The sequence below is a fragment of the Amycolatopsis sp. NPDC049691 genome (assembly GCF_040675005.1).
Lineage (GTDB): Bacteria > Actinomycetota > Actinomycetes > Mycobacteriales > Pseudonocardiaceae > Amycolatopsis.
On sequence record NZ_JBFANX010000001.1, the window covers coordinates 536835 to 553220 of the forward strand.

Sequence of the window (16386 nt, forward strand, 5' to 3'; positions counted from 1 at the left end):
CGGCAGCGCCCCGGGCGAGGGATTTCGCCCAGGGCGCAACCGGTTCACGCCGTGGTGAGCGGCAGCTCCCGCACCCCGGTCATGTTCGGGTTGATCTGGAACTTCGGCGGTTCGCCGGGGATCGTGCGCAGCGCCGGGTAGCGGTCGAACAGGATGTTCAGCGCCACCCGGCCTTCGAGCCGCGCGAGCGGGGCCCCGATGCAGAAGTGGATCCCCCGGCCGAACGCCAGGTGCGGGTTCGGGTCCCGCAGCGGGTTGAACGTGTCCGGGTCGGCGAACACCCGGTCGTCGCGGTTGGCCGCCGCGACCCAGACCATCAGCATCTGGTCCGCGGGCACGGTCGTCCCGCCCAGCTCGACCTCGCGGTTCGTCGCGCGGGCCACCGCCGCGAACGGGGACAGGTACCGCAGCGACTCTTCGATAGCCGGCGGCACCAGGGACCGGTCGGCGCGCACGCGCTCGTCCCACTCCGGGTGCGTGTCCAGGCACAGCACGGCGTTGCCGAGCAGCATCGTGGTGGTGATGTGCCCGGCCAGCAGCAGGATGTTCGCGAAGTTGACGACCTCGTTGCGGGTCAGCTTCTCCCCGTCGACCTCGGCTTCGACGAGCTTCGTCAGCAGGTCCTCCCGCGGCTGCTTCCGCCGTTCGTCGACGTGCGTGCCGAGGTAGTCCGCAAGCGCTTTCTGGCCTTCCAGGGACTTCTTGACCGCCTCCTGCCGCCCCTCGCTCTGCTCCTTCAGCGAGAACTGCTCCGAGGAGTCGAACAGCTTGTCCACCCAGCCCTTGAACAGGTACCGGTCGCTCGCGGGGACCCCCAGCAGCTCCGCGATGACGATCACCGGCAACGGGTAGGCGAGGTCTTCGACCAGCTCGAGCCGGCCGTCGCCGCCCGCTTCGTCGAGCATCTCGTTCGTCACCGCGGCGATGCGCGGCTCGAGGTCCGCGACGACCTTCGGCGTGAACGCCCGGCTGACCAGCTTGCGCATCTTGTTGTGCAGCGGCGGGTCCAGCTGCAGCAGGTTGCCCGCCCGCATCTCCTCGAAGTCGACGTCGATGTCCTGGTCCGCCATCATGTCCTTCGGCACCAGCCGGGTGGTGTCCGAGGAGTACGTCGCCGGGTCGCGGAGCACCTCTTCGGCCTCCGGGTGCCCGTAGACGTTCCAGAACCCGAGGTCGGCGGCGTGGTGCACCCGCTCCGCCGGCTGCTTCCCCCGCAGCCAGAACTGGGCTTCGTGGAGTCCCCAGGTATCCGCTTGTGTGGTGGTCATGTCCGCCCCTTCTTTCCCCTGTGTGGCCCCGGGATCAGCCGGGTGCCTTGGTGGGATCGTGTGCGTAGATCCCTTGCCGGTAGCCCGAGACGAGCTCCTCGAGCGCCGAACCCAGTTCCGCCGCCACGTCGGCGACCGCCGCGGGATCGGGCTCCCCGGCGGGCTCGAACGCGGTGCGGATGATGTGCGCGAGGACCGCCGCCTTCTCCTCCAGCGCGATGCCGTCGAACTCGTCCGACAGCGTGTCGCCGAGGTAGAAGCCGAGCGTCGCCGCGTGCAGCGCGTAGGTCACGTTCGGGACGTCCGCGCGGATCAGCCCGCGCCGGAGCATCGCGTCCTCGAACTGCCGTCGCAGCTCGTCCTGCTGCTTGCGCAGGGCGAGGTCCCCCAGTGAACCGAACATGTCGGCGTTGCCGCGCAGCATCGCCATCACCAGCGGACGGCGGTGCGTGGTGAGGAACGACGCCGAGATCATCCGGTGCGGGAGGATCATCGCCGGATCGGCCTTGATCGCCCGCAGGATCTCGTCGGTCAGGTCGGCCGACTCGCGCATCATCAGCGCCTGGAACAGCAGTTCCTTGTTGCGCCAGTGCAGGTAGACGGTGCCCTTGCCGATGCCGACCGCGCGCGCGATGTCGTCCACCGCCACCTTCCGGTAGCCCATGCGCAGCAGCAGCTCGCCCGCCGCGTCCAGGATGCGGTCGGCGCGCTCGCGGTTGGGATGGCTCATGCGGTCGTCCACCTGCTGGTTCGTTGAGGATTTGACTTGTTGACCGGAATCGCACTTTCGGTCAACCGGTCAACACGACGGTAGCGCCGATCCGGGGACCGCGGCAAGTGGTTCTGTCGGTGCCTTCGGTTAACGTCATCGGTGTGGCACAGGACGAACTCTTCACCGTGAACGCCGACGTGGCCCCGCCACCGGAGCGCACGACGTCGAACGCGGGCGAGCCCCAGGCGGATCCCGCCAGCTCGCCGCTGGCCGTGCGGATGCGGCCGCGCTCGCTCGACGAGGTCGTCGGCCAGCAGCACCTCCTGCGCGAAGGCGCCCCGCTGCGCCGGCTGGTCGAGGGCGCCGCGCCGGCGTCGGTCCTGCTCTACGGCCCGCCCGGCACGGGCAAGACGACGCTGGCCAACCTCGTCTCGATCGCCACCGGCCGCCGGTTCGTCGCGATGTCGGCGCTTTCGGCGGGCGTCAAGGAGGTGCGCGGGGTCATCGAGGAGGCGCGGCGGCGCCGCCAGTACAACACCGAGAACACCGTGCTGTTCATCGACGAGGTGCACCGGTTCTCCAAGACCCAGCAGGACGCGCTGCTCGGCGCGGTCGAGGACCGCACCGTGCTGCTGGTCGCGGCGACCACCGAGAACCCGTCGTTCTCCGTCGTCTCGCCGTTGCTGTCGCGCTCGCTGGTGCTGCAGCTGCGCCCGCTGACCGACGACGACATCACGCTCCTCATCGAGCGGGCGCTCGAAGACGAACGCGGTCTCGGCGGCGAGCTGACGCTGACCGAGGACGCGCGGGCCCACCTCGTCCGGCTCGCGGGCGGGGACGCGCGCCGCGCGCTCACGGCGCTGGAGGCGGCGGCGGACGCGGCGTCGGCCACCGAGGCGAAGACGATCGACCTGGCCATCGTCGAGTCCACTGTGGACAAGGCGGCGGTCCGCTACGACCGCGACGGCGACCAGCACTACGACGTCATCAGCGCGTTCATCAAGTCGATCCGCGGGTCCGATGTGGACGCCGCGCTGCATTACCTCGCCCGGATGATCGAAGCGGGGGAGGACCCGCGGTTCCTCGCGCGGCGGCTGGTGGTGCACGCCAGCGAGGACGTCGGGCTGGCCGACCCGACCGCGCTCCAGGCGGCCGTCGCGGCCGCGCACGCGGTGCAGTTCATCGGCATGCCCGAGGGCAGGCTGGCACTGGCCCAGGCGACCATCCACCTGGCCACCGCGCCGAAGTCGAACGCGGTCGTCACGAGCATCGACGCGGCGCTGGCGGACGTCCGCGCCGGGCTGGCCGGCGCGGTCCCGCCGCCGTTGCGCGACGGGCACTACGCGGGCGCGAAGAAGCTGGGCAACGCCCAGGGCTACCGCTACCCGCACAACGTCCCGGAAGGCGTGCTGGCGCAGCAGTACCCGCCGGACGAGCTGGTCGGCCGCGACTACTACGAGCCGACCCAGCGCGGCGCCGAGCGCACCCTCGCCGAGCGCGTCCCGAAGCTGCGCCGCACGATCCGCGGCGAACGGTGAGCCGGGCGGGGGCTGATCATCTTCGCGGCCCGAGGCGGTCAAGATCATCGGGTTTCGTAAGCTGCACGCTTCGAAGGTGACCTCGATCCCGCAGGAGGCGTGCCCGTGCCCGCGACGCTGCAGTGCATCGTCCTGGACTGTCCGGAACCGGTCGTGCTCGCCCGCTTCTACCAGGCCCTGCTCGGCGGCGAGGTGGACCGGCCGGACCCGCGCTGGCGGGTCGACGAGGACTGGTCGACGCTGCACGTGGGCGGGCTGGTCCTGGGGTTCCAGCGGGCCGTGAACCACCAGCCGCCGCGCTGGCCGGACCCGGCGTACCCGCAGCAGTTCCACCTCGACTTCGAGGTGGACGACTTCCGGGAGTCCCACCACGTGGTCCTGGCGAACGGCGGCCGGCTGCTCGACCCCGACCTCGGCGGCCGCGGCTGGCGCGTCTACGCCGACCCGGCCGGGCACCCGTTCTGCCTGCTGGGCGACTACTGACCGAGCGGGCGCGAACCGGGCAGAACGTGCGGCCGGGGTCGGCTGAGCGCGCGGTTCCGACGCCCCCTTCCCGGCGGCTGCCCTGCTCCCGATGCGGGAGGGGCCGGCGCAGGCCACCTCCGTCGCGCCGCCGGCCACCGATGCGGGCGGCGACCGCTCGGAGACCGTTGCCGCGCTGGACCGCCTGCTATCGCACCTGCCGGTCGTGGCACAAGCCGGCGCGAACCGGGCAGAACGTGCGGCCGGTCGGCTGAGCGCGCGGTTCCGCCGCCCCCTTCCCGGCGGCTGCCCTGCTCCCGATGCGGGAGGGGCCGGCGCAGGCCACCTCCGTCGCGCCGCCGGTTACCGACGCGGCGGCGACCGCTTGGAGACCGTCGCTGCTCTGGGCCGCCTGCTGCCGCGGCTCCCGGTTGTGGCTTAAGTCGGCGCGAACCGGGCAGAACGTGCGGCCGGGGTCGGCTGAGCGCGCGGTTCCGCCGCCCCTTCGGCACGATGAACGCATGAGCGTCGCGTTTCTCGGAACCGGAATCATGGGCGCCCCGATGGCGGCCAACATCGCCAAGGCGGGCCAGGAGGTCCGGGTCTGGAACCGGACCCGGGCGAAGGCCGAGCCGCTCGCCGACGTCGCGAACGTCGCGGATTCGGCGGCCGCGGCGGCCGAGGGCGCGGACACCCTCGTGACGATGCTCGCCGACGGACCCGTGGTGGCCGAAGCGTTCGAGGCGGCTTCGCCCGCTTCGGGCACGCTGTGGCTGCAGATGAGCACGGTCGGCCTCGACTGGACCGACCGGCTCGCCGCGCTGGCGGAAAAGGCGGGCGTGGTGTTCGTGGACGCGCCGGTGCTGGGCACGCGGCAGCCCGCCGAACAGGCGCAGCTGCAGGTCCTCGCGTCCGGCCCGGAGGAGGCCCGCCCGAAGGCCACGCCGGTGTTCGACGCGGTCGCCGTCAAGACGCAGTGGCTCGGCCCGGCGGGCAACGGCAGCCGGCTGAAGCTGGTGCTGAACGCGTGGGTGCTGGCCCTGACCAACGGCACGGCGGAGAGCCTCGGCCTGGCCCGGGCGCTGGGCCTGGACCCCGCGCTGTTCCTCGAGACGATCAAGGGCGGCGGCCTCGACGTGGGCTACGCGCACGTGAAGGGCGGCGCGATGCTGTCCGGGGAGTACCCGCCGTCGTTCCCGGCGGGCCTGGCGGCGAAGGACGCGCGGCTGGTGGTCGAGGCGGCGGGCGAGGACGTCGACGTCGCGGGCGCCCGCGCGGTGCTGGCGCACCTGGAAGCCGCGGTGGACGCGGGCCACGGCGAGGACGACATGGCCGCGCTGTACCGGGCCGTGCTGAAGGAGCGTTAGAGGAGCGTCGCGAGCCGGTCCACGCCCAGGGCGCTGGTCAGGAGGCGCTCCTTCGCGTTGCCCAGGAGCTTCCGGGTCCACGGCGTGAAGCCGCCATCGCCCACTTCGGCGAGCTCGCCGCCGAAGGACGCGTACACCTTGAAGCAGAGGCCCTCGTAGTACCCGCCTCGGCCGCCTTCGCGGTCCGGGAACGGGCGGACCGGCACGTCCGGCACCGGGTCGAGCAGGCCTTCGAACCGGGGGTCGAGCACCGTCACGCCGAGCGAGACGTCCGTCGCGCCCAGGGCCCGGCACGCCGCCGCCATCAGCCGCGCGTGCTCGGCCAGCGCCGTCCGCTCGAACGCGAGGCTGCCCGTGTCCCGGCCCGCCGTCACCGCACCGAACAGCGAGAAGTGCGCGAACAGCCCCGCCGGGACCCGCTGGGCCCGCACCACGCGCTGCACGGAGGCCAGGCGGACGACGTCCGCCGAGGAACGCCGGACCGCCGCCTCCAGGGCCAGGCCGGTGGTCGGGTCGGCGGCGACCTCGGTGCCGCGGCCGGTCGGCACCACCCGGTGCTGGGCCACCCCGGCCACCGCCGAATGGGTGCCGAGCGGGACGAGCGGCGAGAGGAGCACCAGGTCGAAGCCCGTTGCGGCGCCGATGAGCGCGTCTTCTACCCGGCGCAGCAGCGCGAACGGCAGCGGGCTCGGCGCGGCGAACCGGTCGTCGCGGTGGCGGCGCAGCACGTCGGGACCGGACAGCCGGGCCGCCCGCCGCCGCGCGACCTCCAGCTGGACCGTCGTGAGGTCCGCACCGGGCAACGCGGCCAGCACGTCGGCCGCCGTGCCGCCCGGCCCGGAAAGGACCCGGCGCCCGGGTCCGTCGTCGTGTGCCATCGCCCAGGTGTACCGCCCCGCGCGGACCCGGAGCGAAGGGTTTTCCGGCCCGCGCGGGGTGACACGGTCGGGGACCCGGCCAGGCGGTAACCTCATCGGCACCCAAGACCCGTGAACCGAGGAGGGCCCGTGTCGGCAGGGCAGATCGCCGCGTTGATCGCCGCAGGAGCATTCGTGGTGCTGGTCGTCCTGCTGGCGATCCCGCTGATCAAGCTCGGCAAGACGCTGGACGCGGCCACCGAGGCGATCGAGCGCACCAACAGCAACACCGACCCGCTGCTGATCGGCGCGAACCAGACGATCACCCACGTGAACGCCCAGCTGGAGCGGGTCGACGGCATCACGTCGAACGCGCAGGCCGTCACCGGGAACGTCTCCGCGCTGGCGTCGGTGTTCACCGCGACGCTGGGCGGCCCGCTGGTCAAGACCGCGGCGCTGTCCTACGGCCTGTCCAAGGCGATCAAGGCGCGCAAGAAGAAGAGCGCGCTGAAGGCCGCGAAGAAGGCGGCGAAGTGAAGCGGCTGTTCTGGCTCGGCGTCGGCGTCGTCACCGGGGTCGTGCTGTCCCGCAAGGCCGCCGAAACGGCTCGTCAGGCCACTCCGGCCGGGTTAGCATCGAACTTGGGCGACGCCGTGCGCGAACTGGCCGGCGCCGTGGGTTCGTTCGGCGCCGAGGTGCGCGCGGGCATGAACGAGCGGGAGCAGGAGTTGCACGACATGGTCGAGGAGCGGACGGGCGTCTCGGCGCCCCGCGCCGAAGGACGGCACGCGGCCGCCGCCCGGCGCCCGGTCCGGCGAGCTCGCCGGGCGGAGGGCTGATCCGGGCCTGCCCGGAACCCTTCCGCCGTCGACGCCGACCCCGTTCTTTCTTCACCAGCCACAAGGAACTGACCCGTGGACACACACGAAATCACCGATCGTTTCCTGCGCCATTTCGAGGGCAAGGGCCACACGCGCGTGCCCAGCGCGCCGCTGATCCTCGACGACCCCAACCTGCTGTTCGTCAACGCCGGCATGGTGCAGTTCAAGCCGTACTTCCTCGGTGAGGCGCCGCCGCCGTACCCGCGCGCGACCTCCGTGCAGAAGTGCGTGCGCACGCCGGACATCGACGAGGTCGGCAAGACCACCCGGCACAACACGTTCTTCCAGATGGCCGGCAACTTCTCCTTCGGCGACTACTTCAAGGAAGGCGCCATCGAGTACGCCTGGGAGCTGATCACCAAGCCCCAGAGCGAAGGCGGCTACGGCCTCGACCCCGACCGCCTGTGGGCGACCGTCTACGAGGAGGACGCCGAAGCGGCGGGGCTGTGGAAGAAGATCACCGGCCTGCCGGGCGAGCGCATCCAGGCGCGCGACATGGTCGACAACTTCTGGTCGATGGGCATCCCCGGCCCGTGCGGCCCGTGCTCGGAGATCTACTACGACCGCGGCCCCGAGTACGGCCGCGAGGGCGGCCCGGTCGTCGACGAGGACCGCTACATCGAGATCTGGAACCTGGTGTTCATGCAGAACATCCGGGGCGAGGGCAGCGGCAAGAAGGACTTCCCGATCCTCGGCGAGCTGCCGGCGAAGAACATCGACACCGGCATGGGTGTCGAGCGCGTGGCAACGATCCTGCAGGGCGTCGAGAACGTCTACGAAACCGACCTCGTGCGCCCGGTGATCGGCCGCGCGGAGGAGTTCTCGGGCCGCCGCTACGGCAGCAACCACGCCGACGACGTCCGCTTCCGCGTCATCGCCGACCACGCCCGCACCGGCGTCATGCTGATCGGCGACGGCGTCACCCCGGGCAACGACGGCCGCGGCTACGTGCTGCGCCGCCTCCTGCGCCGCATCGTCCGCTCCACGCGCCTGCTCGGCGTGCAGGAGCCGGTGCTGCAGGAGTTCGCGAAGGTCGTGCGCGACACGATGGCCCCGACCTACCCCGAGCTGATCGACGGCTTCGACCGGATCAGCGAGGTCGTCCGGATCGAGGAGGAGGCCTTCCTCTCGACCCTGACCTCCGGTTCGCGCATCTTCGACCTCGCGGCCGAGGAGACCAAGCGCGGCGGTGGCGACGTGCTGGCCGGCGACAAGGCGTTCCAGCTGCACGACACCTACGGCTTCCCGATCGACCTCACCCTGGAGATGGCGGCCGAGCAGGGCCTGACCGTCGACGAGGAGGGTTTCCGCACGCTCATGAACGAGCAGCGGACCCGCGCGAAGGCGGACGCGGCGGCCCGCAAGACCGGCCACGGCGACCTCTCGGAGTACCGGAAGGTCCTGGAGCAGCACGGCGAGACCGAGTTCCTCGGCTACACCGACCTGCAGGCCGAGGCCAAGGTCGTCGCCCTGCTCGAAGACGGGCAGCCGGTCCGCAGCGTCTCGGCGGGCAAGAAGGCCGAGCTGGTGCTCGACCGGACGCCGTTCTACGCCGAGAGCGGCGGCCAGGTCGCCGACACCGGCGTGCTGGTCGGCGACGGCGTCGAGCTGAAGGTCCTCGACGTCCAGAAGATCGTCCCGGGCCTGTACGTGCACCGCGTCGAGGTGGAGCAGGGCGAGGTCGGCCTCGACACCAAGCTGACCGGCTCGGTCGACGCGCACCGCCGCCTGTCCATCGAGCGCTCGCACTCCGCGACGCACCTGGTGCACGCGGCCGTCCGCGGCGCGTACGGCAAGCGCGCGGCGCAGGCGGGCTCGCTGAACTCGCCGGGCCGCATGCGGTTCGACTTCACCACGCCCGGGTCGGTGTCGGCCGACGTGCTGACCGAGGTCGAGCAGGAGGTCAACGACTACCTGCAGACCAACGTCGAGGTGCAGAGCTACACCACGACCAAGGACAAGGCCCTCGAGCTGGGCGCGGTCGCGCTGTTCGGCGAGAAGTACGGCAACGACGTCCGCGTGGTCGACATGGGCGACTACTCCCGCGAGCTCTGCGGTGGCACGCACGTCGAGCGGATCGGCCAGCTCGGCCTGGTCAAGCTCGTCTCCGACGCCTCCATCGGCTCGGGTGTCCACCGCGTCGAGGCGCTGGTCGGCACGGACGCGCTGAAGTACGTCCGCAAGGAGCAGCTGCTGGTCTCCCAGCTGGCGAACACCTTCAAGGTGCCCTCGGACCAGCTGCCCGGCCGCATCGACGACGTCCTGACCCGGCTGAAGAACGCCGAGAAGGAGATCGCGCAGCTCAAGACCCAGCAGGTGCTGGGCTCGGCGGGCGCGCTGGTCGACAAGGCGCAGGAGATCGGCGGCGTCACGGTCGTGGCCGAGGTCGTCCCGGACGTCGACGGCAACGGCCTGCGCGCGCTCGCCTCGGACATCCGCGGCAGGCTCGGCTCGCGGCCCGGCGTGGTGGCGCTGTTCTCGCCGTCCGGCGAGAAGCTGAGCTTCGTCGTCGCGACGACCAAGGCGGCCCAGGACAAGGGCATCGCCGCGGGCAAGCTCGTGCCGTCCTTCGCCGAGAAGATCGGCGGGCGCGGTGGCGGCAAGCCCGACATGGCCCAGGGCGGTGGCACGAACCCGGCCGGCGCGGCCGACGCGGTCACGGCCCTGCGTTCGGCGATTGCCGGCATTGGTTAACCGCGGAAACCGCGGCCCGGACCGGCCAGGAGAGGCCGATCCGGGGCGCGGCCGTCGCCTCGGCGTCGATGTCGGATCCGTCCGGGTCGGCGTGGCGCTGAGCGATCCGGCCCCCCTGCTCGCTTCGCCATTGGTTACCCTCTCCCGCGATGCGACCGACGACAGTGATCTGGACCAGCTGGCCGCCCTCGTCACCGAGCACGAGGTGGTCGAGGTGATCGTGGGCCTGCCGCGAACGCTCGCCAACCGGCAGGGTCCGGCGGCCGAGCTGGCGATCGCGTATTCTGAACGCCTGGCCGGGCGGATAGCGCCCGTGCCGGTCCGGCTGGGCGACGAGCGGCTGACCACGGTCACCGCATCCCGCATCCTCTCCCAGCGCGGGGTCAAAGGCCGCAAGCAGCGCGCGGTGGTCGACCAGGCCGCCGCCGTGGAGATCCTGCAGGCCTGGATCGACGCCGCCGCTGCGCACCGCGCCCGGGAGGGAGACCGATGAACGAGCAGCCACCTGAGCCCCCTCGCGGGCGCAGGCGCCTTCGCGAACCGGGACCGGCCACCCCGCCGCCGTCCCGGCCCGATCCCCGCGCGAGCGGGTACCAGGAGCTGCCGCAGCCGTCGCGGCACAGCGGCTCCCACGAACTGCCCCAGCCGTCGCGCCGGGCCCGCCCCGAGCCGGGTTACGACGCGCGCCGGGACGCGCCGCCGTCCGGCCGCCGTCGCCGGCTCGAGCCGCCGGGCACGCTGCCCCCGGCCGAAGACGACTTCGACCCCCGGGAAGCCGAGCGTTCGGCGCCGGTCCGCGCCCGCCACGGCCTCGACGACGGCGCCGACGGCCCGGCCCCGCGCCGCGCGGCTCCCGAGCCGGGGCGCCGCCGCGCGGCCCCCGAGGAGCCGCCGCGCCGCCGCCGTCCCGCGCCCAGCCCGGACGAGGGGGCCGACGCCCGCCGTCGCCGCCCGAGCCCGGAGGAGCTGGCCGAGGCCGACGCGGCGCGCCGGCACCAGGCGATGCTCGACCTGGAGGAGGCCGCCGAAGCGCAGGCCGCCCGGTTGCGGGGCGCCCAGGACGAACCCCCGCGACGGCGCCGCCGGGCCGAACTCGAGCCCGTCGAAGCCGTCGAACCCCCGCCCGGACGCCGTCGCCGCGCCGAACCGGAGGCCATCGAGCCGCCCGGCCGCCGTCGCGCAGCCGACCCGAACGAAGCGGAGTCGCACCGGCGTCGCGCGGCGCCGGATCCCGACGCCGACCCCCGCCGCGGTGCGCCGGAACCCCCGCGGCGGCCCGTCCAGCCGGGTGACCGGTCTGTCGGCGTGCCCGAACCCGGTCTGGAGCCGCCGCGGCGCCGCCGCCCGCCGCCCCCGCCGGTGCGCGAGGACCCGCCGACCGACATCATCCCCGCCCAGCCGGCGCCGGAACCCGAGCACGAGGAGCCCGAAGAGTTCTTCGCCGAGGGCGACGAGTACGCGGAGTACGACGACTACGACGAGGCCTACGAGGACTACGACGACGCCGAGTACGACGACTACGAGGACGAGCCGGAGCAGCCGCGCAAGAAGAAGAAGGGCAAGCGCGCCCTCGGCTGGGTCGCCGCGCTGGTCGTGATCGTGCTGCTCGCCGGCGGGGCCTACTACGGCTTCAACAAGATCTTCGGCTACGACGACTTCGAGGGCGCCGGCGACGGGGACGTGCTGTTCCAGGTCGACGACGGCGACTCGACGTCGGCGATCGGCGCGAAGCTCGCCACGGCCGGTGTCGTCGCCAGCGGCAAGGCGTTCGTCAAGGCCGGTGAGGACAACCCGAAGCTGGCCCGGATCCAGCACGGCTTCTACGTGATGAAGTCGCACATGTCGGGGGCCAGCGCGGTCGACCGGATCACCGACGCGGCCGCCCGCGTCGGCCAGCTGGAGATCCGGCCGTACACGCAGTTCGACGACATCACCCAGCCCGACGGCAAGGTCACGCCCGGCGTGTACAGCCTGATGGCGAAGGCCTCCTGCGCGCAGATCAACGGCAAGAGCACCTGCGTGACCGCCGACGACCTGCGCAAGGTGGTCGACAACGCGGACCTGAAGACGCTCGGCGTGCCCGACTGGGCGATCGAGCCCGCCAACAAGGCCGACCGCAAGGACCGGCGGCTCGAAGGCCTCATCGCGCCCGGCCTCTACGACGTCCGGCCGGGGGCGTCCCCGCAGGAGATCATCGGGCAGCTGGTGCGCAGCTCCACCGAGGCGATCCAGAACGCCGGGCTGAGCCCGCAGTCGACCGGTCCCGGGATGACGCCGTACCAGACGCTGATCATCGCCTCGATCATCGAGCGCGAGGCGGTGAAGGCCGACTTCGGCAAGCTGTCGCGGGTCATCTACAACCGGCTGGCGATCAACATGCGGCTGCAGATGGACTCCACGGTCAACTACGTGCTGGACCGCCCGACCCTGGCGACCAACGACGACGACCGGAACAAGGCGGGCGCGTACAACACCTACAAGAACACGGGCCTGACGCCGACCCCGATCTCGGTGCCCAGCGCCGACGCCATCCAGGCGGCGGTGCACCCGGCGTCGGGCGACTGGGTGTACTTCGTCAAGTGCGAGAAGAACGGCCTCTCCTGCTTCGGGGTCACGTTCGACGAGCACAAGGCGAACGTCAAGCTGGCCCAGCAACGTGGTGTCTTCTGAGCCTCGCCGCGCCGCCGTGCTGGGCAAGCCGGTGGCGCACTCGCTGTCGCCGGTGCTGCACGGCGCCGCGTTCGCCGCGCTCGGCCTGACCGGCTGGACGTACGAGCGCATCGAGACGAGCGCCGAGGAGCTGCCGGGCCTGGTCGACGGCCTCGGCCCGGAGTGGACCGGGCTTTCGGTCACCATGCCGGGCAAGCGCGCGGCGCTCGACCACGCGGACGAGGTGACGCCGCGCGCGGCCGCGGTCGGCGCGGCCAACACCCTGGTCCGCACGGCGAAGGGCTGGCTCGCCGACTGCACCGACGTCGACGGCGTCACCGGGGCGCTGCGCGCGGCGGGCGGCTACCAGCCGTCGCCGTCGGACACCGCGGTCGTGCTCGGCGCGGGCGGCACGGCGGCCGCGGCGGTCGTCGGGCTCGCGGCGCTCGGCGTGGCGCGGGTGCGGCTGGTCGTGCGGGAACCCGCGCGGGCCGGAGAAACCCTCGACGCGGCGAAGCGGGCTTCGCTCGACGTCGACGTGCTTCGCTGGGCCGACACGGACTTCGCGTCGCTGGGGGCGGCGGCGGTGCTGGTGAACACGGTGCCGCCGGACGCGGTCGTCCCGCACGTGGCCGAGCTGGCGGGCGTCGCGCACGTCCTCGACGTCATCTACCACCCGTGGCCGACACCGCTGGCCGAAGCGGTCGCGGCGCGCGGCGGCCGGCTCGCGACCGGGCTGGACATGCTGCTGCACCAGGCGTTCGGGCAGGCCGAGCACTTCACCGGGCGGCCGGCCCCGCGTGCGGCGATGCGCGACGCGCTGCGCGAAGCGACCGGGAACCTGCTGCCGCTGCCGATCTCCTGAAAACCGGTTGCGCCTGCCGATATTCTGGCGGACTGCCTTGATGAAGGGGGTCAACCGGAATGACCAGCCAAGAAGCGTTGAGCGAGACCGAGATCGAGTCCGGGTGGGTGGGCGGCGACGCGCCGCAGCTCAACTCCACGGTCCTGCTCGTCGACTACGACCCGGAGTGGCCGAAGCTCTTCGAGCGCGAGGCCGCGCGGATCCGGGACGTGCTCGGCGACCAGGTCCTCGTTCTCGAACACGTCGGGTCGACCTCGGTGCCGGGCCTGTGCGCCAAGCCGTGCGTCGACATCCTCCTCGAGGTGCCGGACTCCGGTGCCGAGGACACCTACGTCCCCGCGCTGGAGGCGGCGGGCTACCGGCTCGTCATCCGCGAGCCGGACTGGGAGAAACACCGCTGCTTCAAGGGCCCGGACACCAACGTCAACCTGCACGTCTACTCGCCCGGCAACGGCCAGACCGAGCGCTACCGCCTCCTGCGCGACCGGATGCGCGCGCACCCGGAGGAGCGTGACCTGTACGCGGCGAAGAAGCGTGAACTCGCCGCGAAGGAGTGGAAGTACATCCAGCACTACGCCGACGCCAAGACCGAGGTGATCGAAGAGATCCTCGGCCGGGCGCGGGCGGCGCAGTACGACGCGTTCAGCGACGCCTACGCCGAGCACGCGGAGAAGAACGTCACGAACGCGCTGTACGACCGGCCCGCGATCCTCGACCTGGCCGGCGCGGTCGACGGCAAGCGCGTGCTGGACGTCGGCTGCGCGGCCGGGCACCTGAGCGCGCTGCTGGCCGGGCGGGGCGCGGACGTCCTGGGCGTCGACGCGAGCGCGGGGATGGTTTCGGTGGCCCGGCGGAAGTTCGGCGACGTGGCGCGGTTCGAGGTCGCGGACGTGACCCGCCCGCTCGACCTCGAAGACGGCTCGATCGACGTGATCACGGCGTCGCTCGTCCTGCACTACCTGAAGGACTGGGGGCCGGTGCTCGCCGAGTTCCGCCGGGTCCTCAAGCCCGGGGGAGTGCTGGTGTTCTCGGTGCACCACCCGGGTGAGGACTGGCGCTGGTTCGGCAAGGAGAACTACTTCGAGCTGGAGCTGCTCGAAGACGAGTTCCCGCCCGGTCAGCGGGTGCGCTTCTACCGGCGCCCGCTGAGCTGGACGTTCCGGGCGGTCCGCGAGGCGGGGTTCGCCGTCGACGAGCTGGCCGAGCCGATGCCGGCCCCGGAGGCGGCCGAAGTCGACCCGAAGTGGGCGGCGAACCTGCGGACCAAGCCGCGGTTCCTCTACTTCCGGGCGGTCAGTCCCGCCTAGCCAGGTCCTGGACGAGGTCGACGATCTCCCGGCTGACCGGGCGGAACACCCGCAGCCGGGAGAGCGCGGCCAGCCGCGCGATCAGCGGGACGCTGCGCTCCACCAGCATCCGGCTGCGCTTGGTCCCGGCCGAGCGGTCGTGGACCCAGTACAGCACCACGCCCATCTGGTAGAGCCACAGCAGTTCCGGCAGCTGGGCGCGCAGTTCCGGGTCGAGCTTGACGTCGGAGCCGTCGACGACCTCGCGCATGAGGCCGATCGACGCTTCGCGGGCGGCCGAGGAGTCGTCGCTGAACGGGCTCAGCGGCGACTCCGGGTCGGCCGCGTTGACGAAGAACTGCGTGCCGAAGCGGTGGTAGGGCTCGGCGATGTCCAGCCAGCACAGCAGCACGGCCTTCAGCCGGGCGGCGAAGGCGCTCTCGCCGTCGATCCGGGCGCGGGCGGCGTCGAGGTGCTGCCGGGCGATCTCGTCGTAGAAGCCCTGGATGAGCTGTTCCTTCGACGAGAAGTAGTAGTACGCGTTCCCGACGGAGACGCCCGCTTCGGCGGCGATCGCGCGCATCGTCGTGCGGTCGTAGCCGTTCTCGGTGAACAGCCGCATCGCGGTCGTGACGATCAGGGACCGCGTTTCCTCGCTCTTGGCCACGTGCGGCACGTTAGCGCCGGCCACGTCAGGGCGCGGGGAAGGGCGGCACCTGCGGCATGCCGGGATAGGCCGCGGGCAGCGGCCGCGGTGCGGGCTTCGGGGCCAGGTGGCGGCGCCGGATGCCGTTGAAGACCAGCACGTTGGTCAGGTGCATCGCGCCGAGGATCAGCGCGACGACGCCGACCTTCACCGAGAGCAGCTCGAACACCGCCCGCGCGGTGGCGACCTCGGCGTGGCTGGTCAGGAAGAGCGTCACGAACCCGAGGCTGACCAGGTAGAAGCCGACGACCAGGAGCTGGTTGACGGCGTTGGCCAGGCCGGGGCTGTCGGCGAAGACCTCGGCGAGGAAGGTGCGGCCGTGCTTGCTCAGGGTCCGGGCGACGAGCACGGTCAGCGGGATGCTGATCAGCAGGTAGAGCGCGTAGGCGACGACTACTCGGTCCATGGTCACTCCTCTTTTGAACGTGTTCAAGAAGTACTGTAGCGCCGTTTTTGAACATGTTCAAGAGGGGTAGGGTGACCGCCGACTGGGAGGTATAGCGTGAAACGCTTCGCCGCCGGGCTGACGGCTGCCGCGCTCTTCGTGCCCGCCACCGCGCCGGTCAACACGGGTGTCCCGACCGGCTTCGACCTCGACCGCAGCGGCACGGTCGGCGGCGGCAACGACGCGCAGGGCTTCGGCGCGTTCGAGGGCCAGTACGGCTTGCTCGTGCTGTCGAAGTACCCGATCGACCTGGCGCACGTCCGGACGTTCCAGAAGTTCCTCTGGAAGGACATGCCGGGCGCGCTGCTGCCGGACGACCCGGCGCCGCACGACTGGTACAGCCCGGCGGAGCTGAACGTGCTGCGGCTGTCGTCGAAGTCGCATGGGGACCTCCCGCTGAAGATCGGCCGCTCGACCGTGCACTTCCTCGTCTCGCACCCGACGCCGCCGAGCTTCGACGGCCCGGAGGACCGCAACGGCGCCCGCAACAACGACGAGATCCGCTTCTGGACGGACTACGTGCTGCCGTCGAAGGGCCTGCTGCCGTGGCACGCGGAGGTGTTCTGGCCGGTGCCATCCGACCCGCTGTCCCGGCTGAACGACGCCTCCGACCACCACTTGGTCCGCGTGGATGTCTTCGTGCCACTACGGTGAGA

At 72.0% G+C, this 16386-nt stretch carries 15 protein-coding genes and 1 pseudogene; 11 read left to right on the plus strand and 5 right to left on the minus strand.

Translation table 11 applies throughout. The features are described 5' to 3' along the window. Window positions 1–44: 44 nt before the first annotated feature. Together AB0J40_RS02575 and AB0J40_RS02580 are read right to left on the minus strand one after the other, a co-directional pair. The gene (locus AB0J40_RS02575) at window positions 45–1268 is read right to left on the minus strand and encodes a cytochrome P450 (RefSeq protein ID WP_364446443.1); all 1224 of its coding nucleotides are present in this window, start codon (window positions 1266–1268) and stop codon (window positions 45–47) included. A gap of 34 nt (window positions 1269–1302) precedes the next feature. Beyond that, a complete protein-coding gene (locus AB0J40_RS02580) occupies window positions 1303–1998 on the minus strand; it encodes a TetR/AcrR family transcriptional regulator (protein WP_364446445.1) in 696 nt (231 codons plus the stop codon). Between the two features lie 143 nt (window positions 1999–2141). Between AB0J40_RS02580 and AB0J40_RS02585 the strand changes: the two genes are divergently transcribed. The 3 genes from AB0J40_RS02585 (at window position 2142) to AB0J40_RS02595 (ending at window position 5347) form a co-directional block, all read left to right on the plus strand. Then, window positions 2142–3518, plus strand: a complete 1377-nt coding sequence (locus AB0J40_RS02585; protein ID WP_364446448.1) for a replication-associated recombination protein A — start codon at window positions 2142–2144, stop codon at window positions 3516–3518. Between the two features lie 105 nt (window positions 3519–3623). Further along, on the plus strand, window positions 3624–4001 hold the full coding sequence (locus AB0J40_RS02590) for a VOC family protein (RefSeq protein ID WP_364446450.1): 378 nt from the start codon (window positions 3624–3626) through the stop codon (window positions 3999–4001). 500 nt (window positions 4002–4501) lie between these two features. Continuing rightward, a complete protein-coding gene (locus AB0J40_RS02595; RefSeq protein ID WP_364446453.1) occupies window positions 4502–5347 on the plus strand; it encodes an NAD(P)-dependent oxidoreductase in 846 nt (281 codons plus the stop codon). On the opposite strand, the gene AB0J40_RS02600 is transcribed toward AB0J40_RS02595, so the two are convergent. Beyond that, window positions 5344–6225 carry a hypothetical protein gene (locus AB0J40_RS02600; protein ID WP_364446456.1) on the minus strand — a complete coding sequence of 294 codons (882 nt, stop codon included), beginning with the start codon at window positions 6223–6225 and terminating at the stop codon, window positions 5344–5346. The genes AB0J40_RS02595 and AB0J40_RS02600 overlap by 4 nt on opposite strands. A 129-nt stretch (window positions 6226–6354) precedes the next feature. On the opposite strand from AB0J40_RS02600, the gene AB0J40_RS02605 reads away from it, so the two are divergent. From AB0J40_RS02605 to AB0J40_RS02635, 7 genes are all read left to right on the plus strand, one after another. Continuing rightward, entirely contained in the window at window positions 6355–6741 is a 387-nt protein-coding gene (locus AB0J40_RS02605; protein ID WP_086678291.1) for a DUF948 domain-containing protein, read from the plus strand. Beyond that, window positions 6738–7043, plus strand: a complete 306-nt coding sequence (locus AB0J40_RS02610) for a hypothetical protein (RefSeq protein ID WP_086865269.1) — start codon at window positions 6738–6740, stop codon at window positions 7041–7043. Before AB0J40_RS02605 ends, AB0J40_RS02610 begins: the two co-directional genes overlap by 4 nt. A 75-nt stretch (window positions 7044–7118) precedes the next feature. Further along, window positions 7119–9779, plus strand: coding sequence for an alanine--tRNA ligase (gene alaS / locus AB0J40_RS02615; protein ID WP_364446459.1), 2661 nt, complete (start codon window positions 7119–7121; stop codon window positions 9777–9779). Then, complete coding sequence (ruvX, locus tag AB0J40_RS02620; protein ID WP_364447287.1) at window positions 9772–10272, plus strand: Holliday junction resolvase RuvX; 501 nt, start codon at window positions 9772–9774, stop codon at window positions 10270–10272. Before alaS ends, ruvX begins: the two co-directional genes overlap by 8 nt. Then, a complete protein-coding gene (gene mltG, locus AB0J40_RS02625) occupies window positions 10269–12449 on the plus strand; it encodes an endolytic transglycosylase MltG (RefSeq protein ID WP_364446462.1) in 2181 nt (726 codons plus the stop codon). Before ruvX ends, mltG begins: the two co-directional genes overlap by 4 nt. 16 nt (window positions 12450–12465) lie before the next feature. Continuing rightward, the gene (locus AB0J40_RS02630; RefSeq protein WP_364447290.1) at window positions 12466–13293 is read left to right on the plus strand and encodes a shikimate dehydrogenase; all 828 of its coding nucleotides are present in this window, start codon (window positions 12466–12468) and stop codon (window positions 13291–13293) included. Between the two features lie 59 nt (window positions 13294–13352). Then, a complete protein-coding gene (locus tag AB0J40_RS02635) occupies window positions 13353–14600 on the plus strand; it encodes a GrpB family protein (protein WP_364446464.1) in 1248 nt (415 codons plus the stop codon). Here the strand turns inward: AB0J40_RS02635 and AB0J40_RS02640 are convergent. Next, the gene (locus AB0J40_RS02640; RefSeq protein WP_364446467.1) at window positions 14587–15246 is read right to left on the minus strand and encodes a TetR family transcriptional regulator; all 660 of its coding nucleotides are present in this window, start codon (window positions 15244–15246) and stop codon (window positions 14587–14589) included. The genes AB0J40_RS02635 and AB0J40_RS02640 overlap by 14 nt on opposite strands. A gap of 25 nt (window positions 15247–15271) precedes the next feature. Beyond that, window positions 15272–15691: a hypothetical protein gene (locus AB0J40_RS02645; RefSeq protein ID WP_364446470.1), complete on the minus strand. Its 420-nt coding sequence runs from the start codon at window positions 15689–15691 to the stop codon at window positions 15272–15274. Between the two features lie 147 nt (window positions 15692–15838). Between AB0J40_RS02645 and AB0J40_RS02650 the strand changes: the two are divergent. Next, a pseudogene (locus AB0J40_RS02650) lies at window positions 15839–16384 on the plus strand (endonuclease/exonuclease/phosphatase family protein); the annotation flags it as partial. Window positions 16385–16386: the final 2 nt, after the last annotated feature.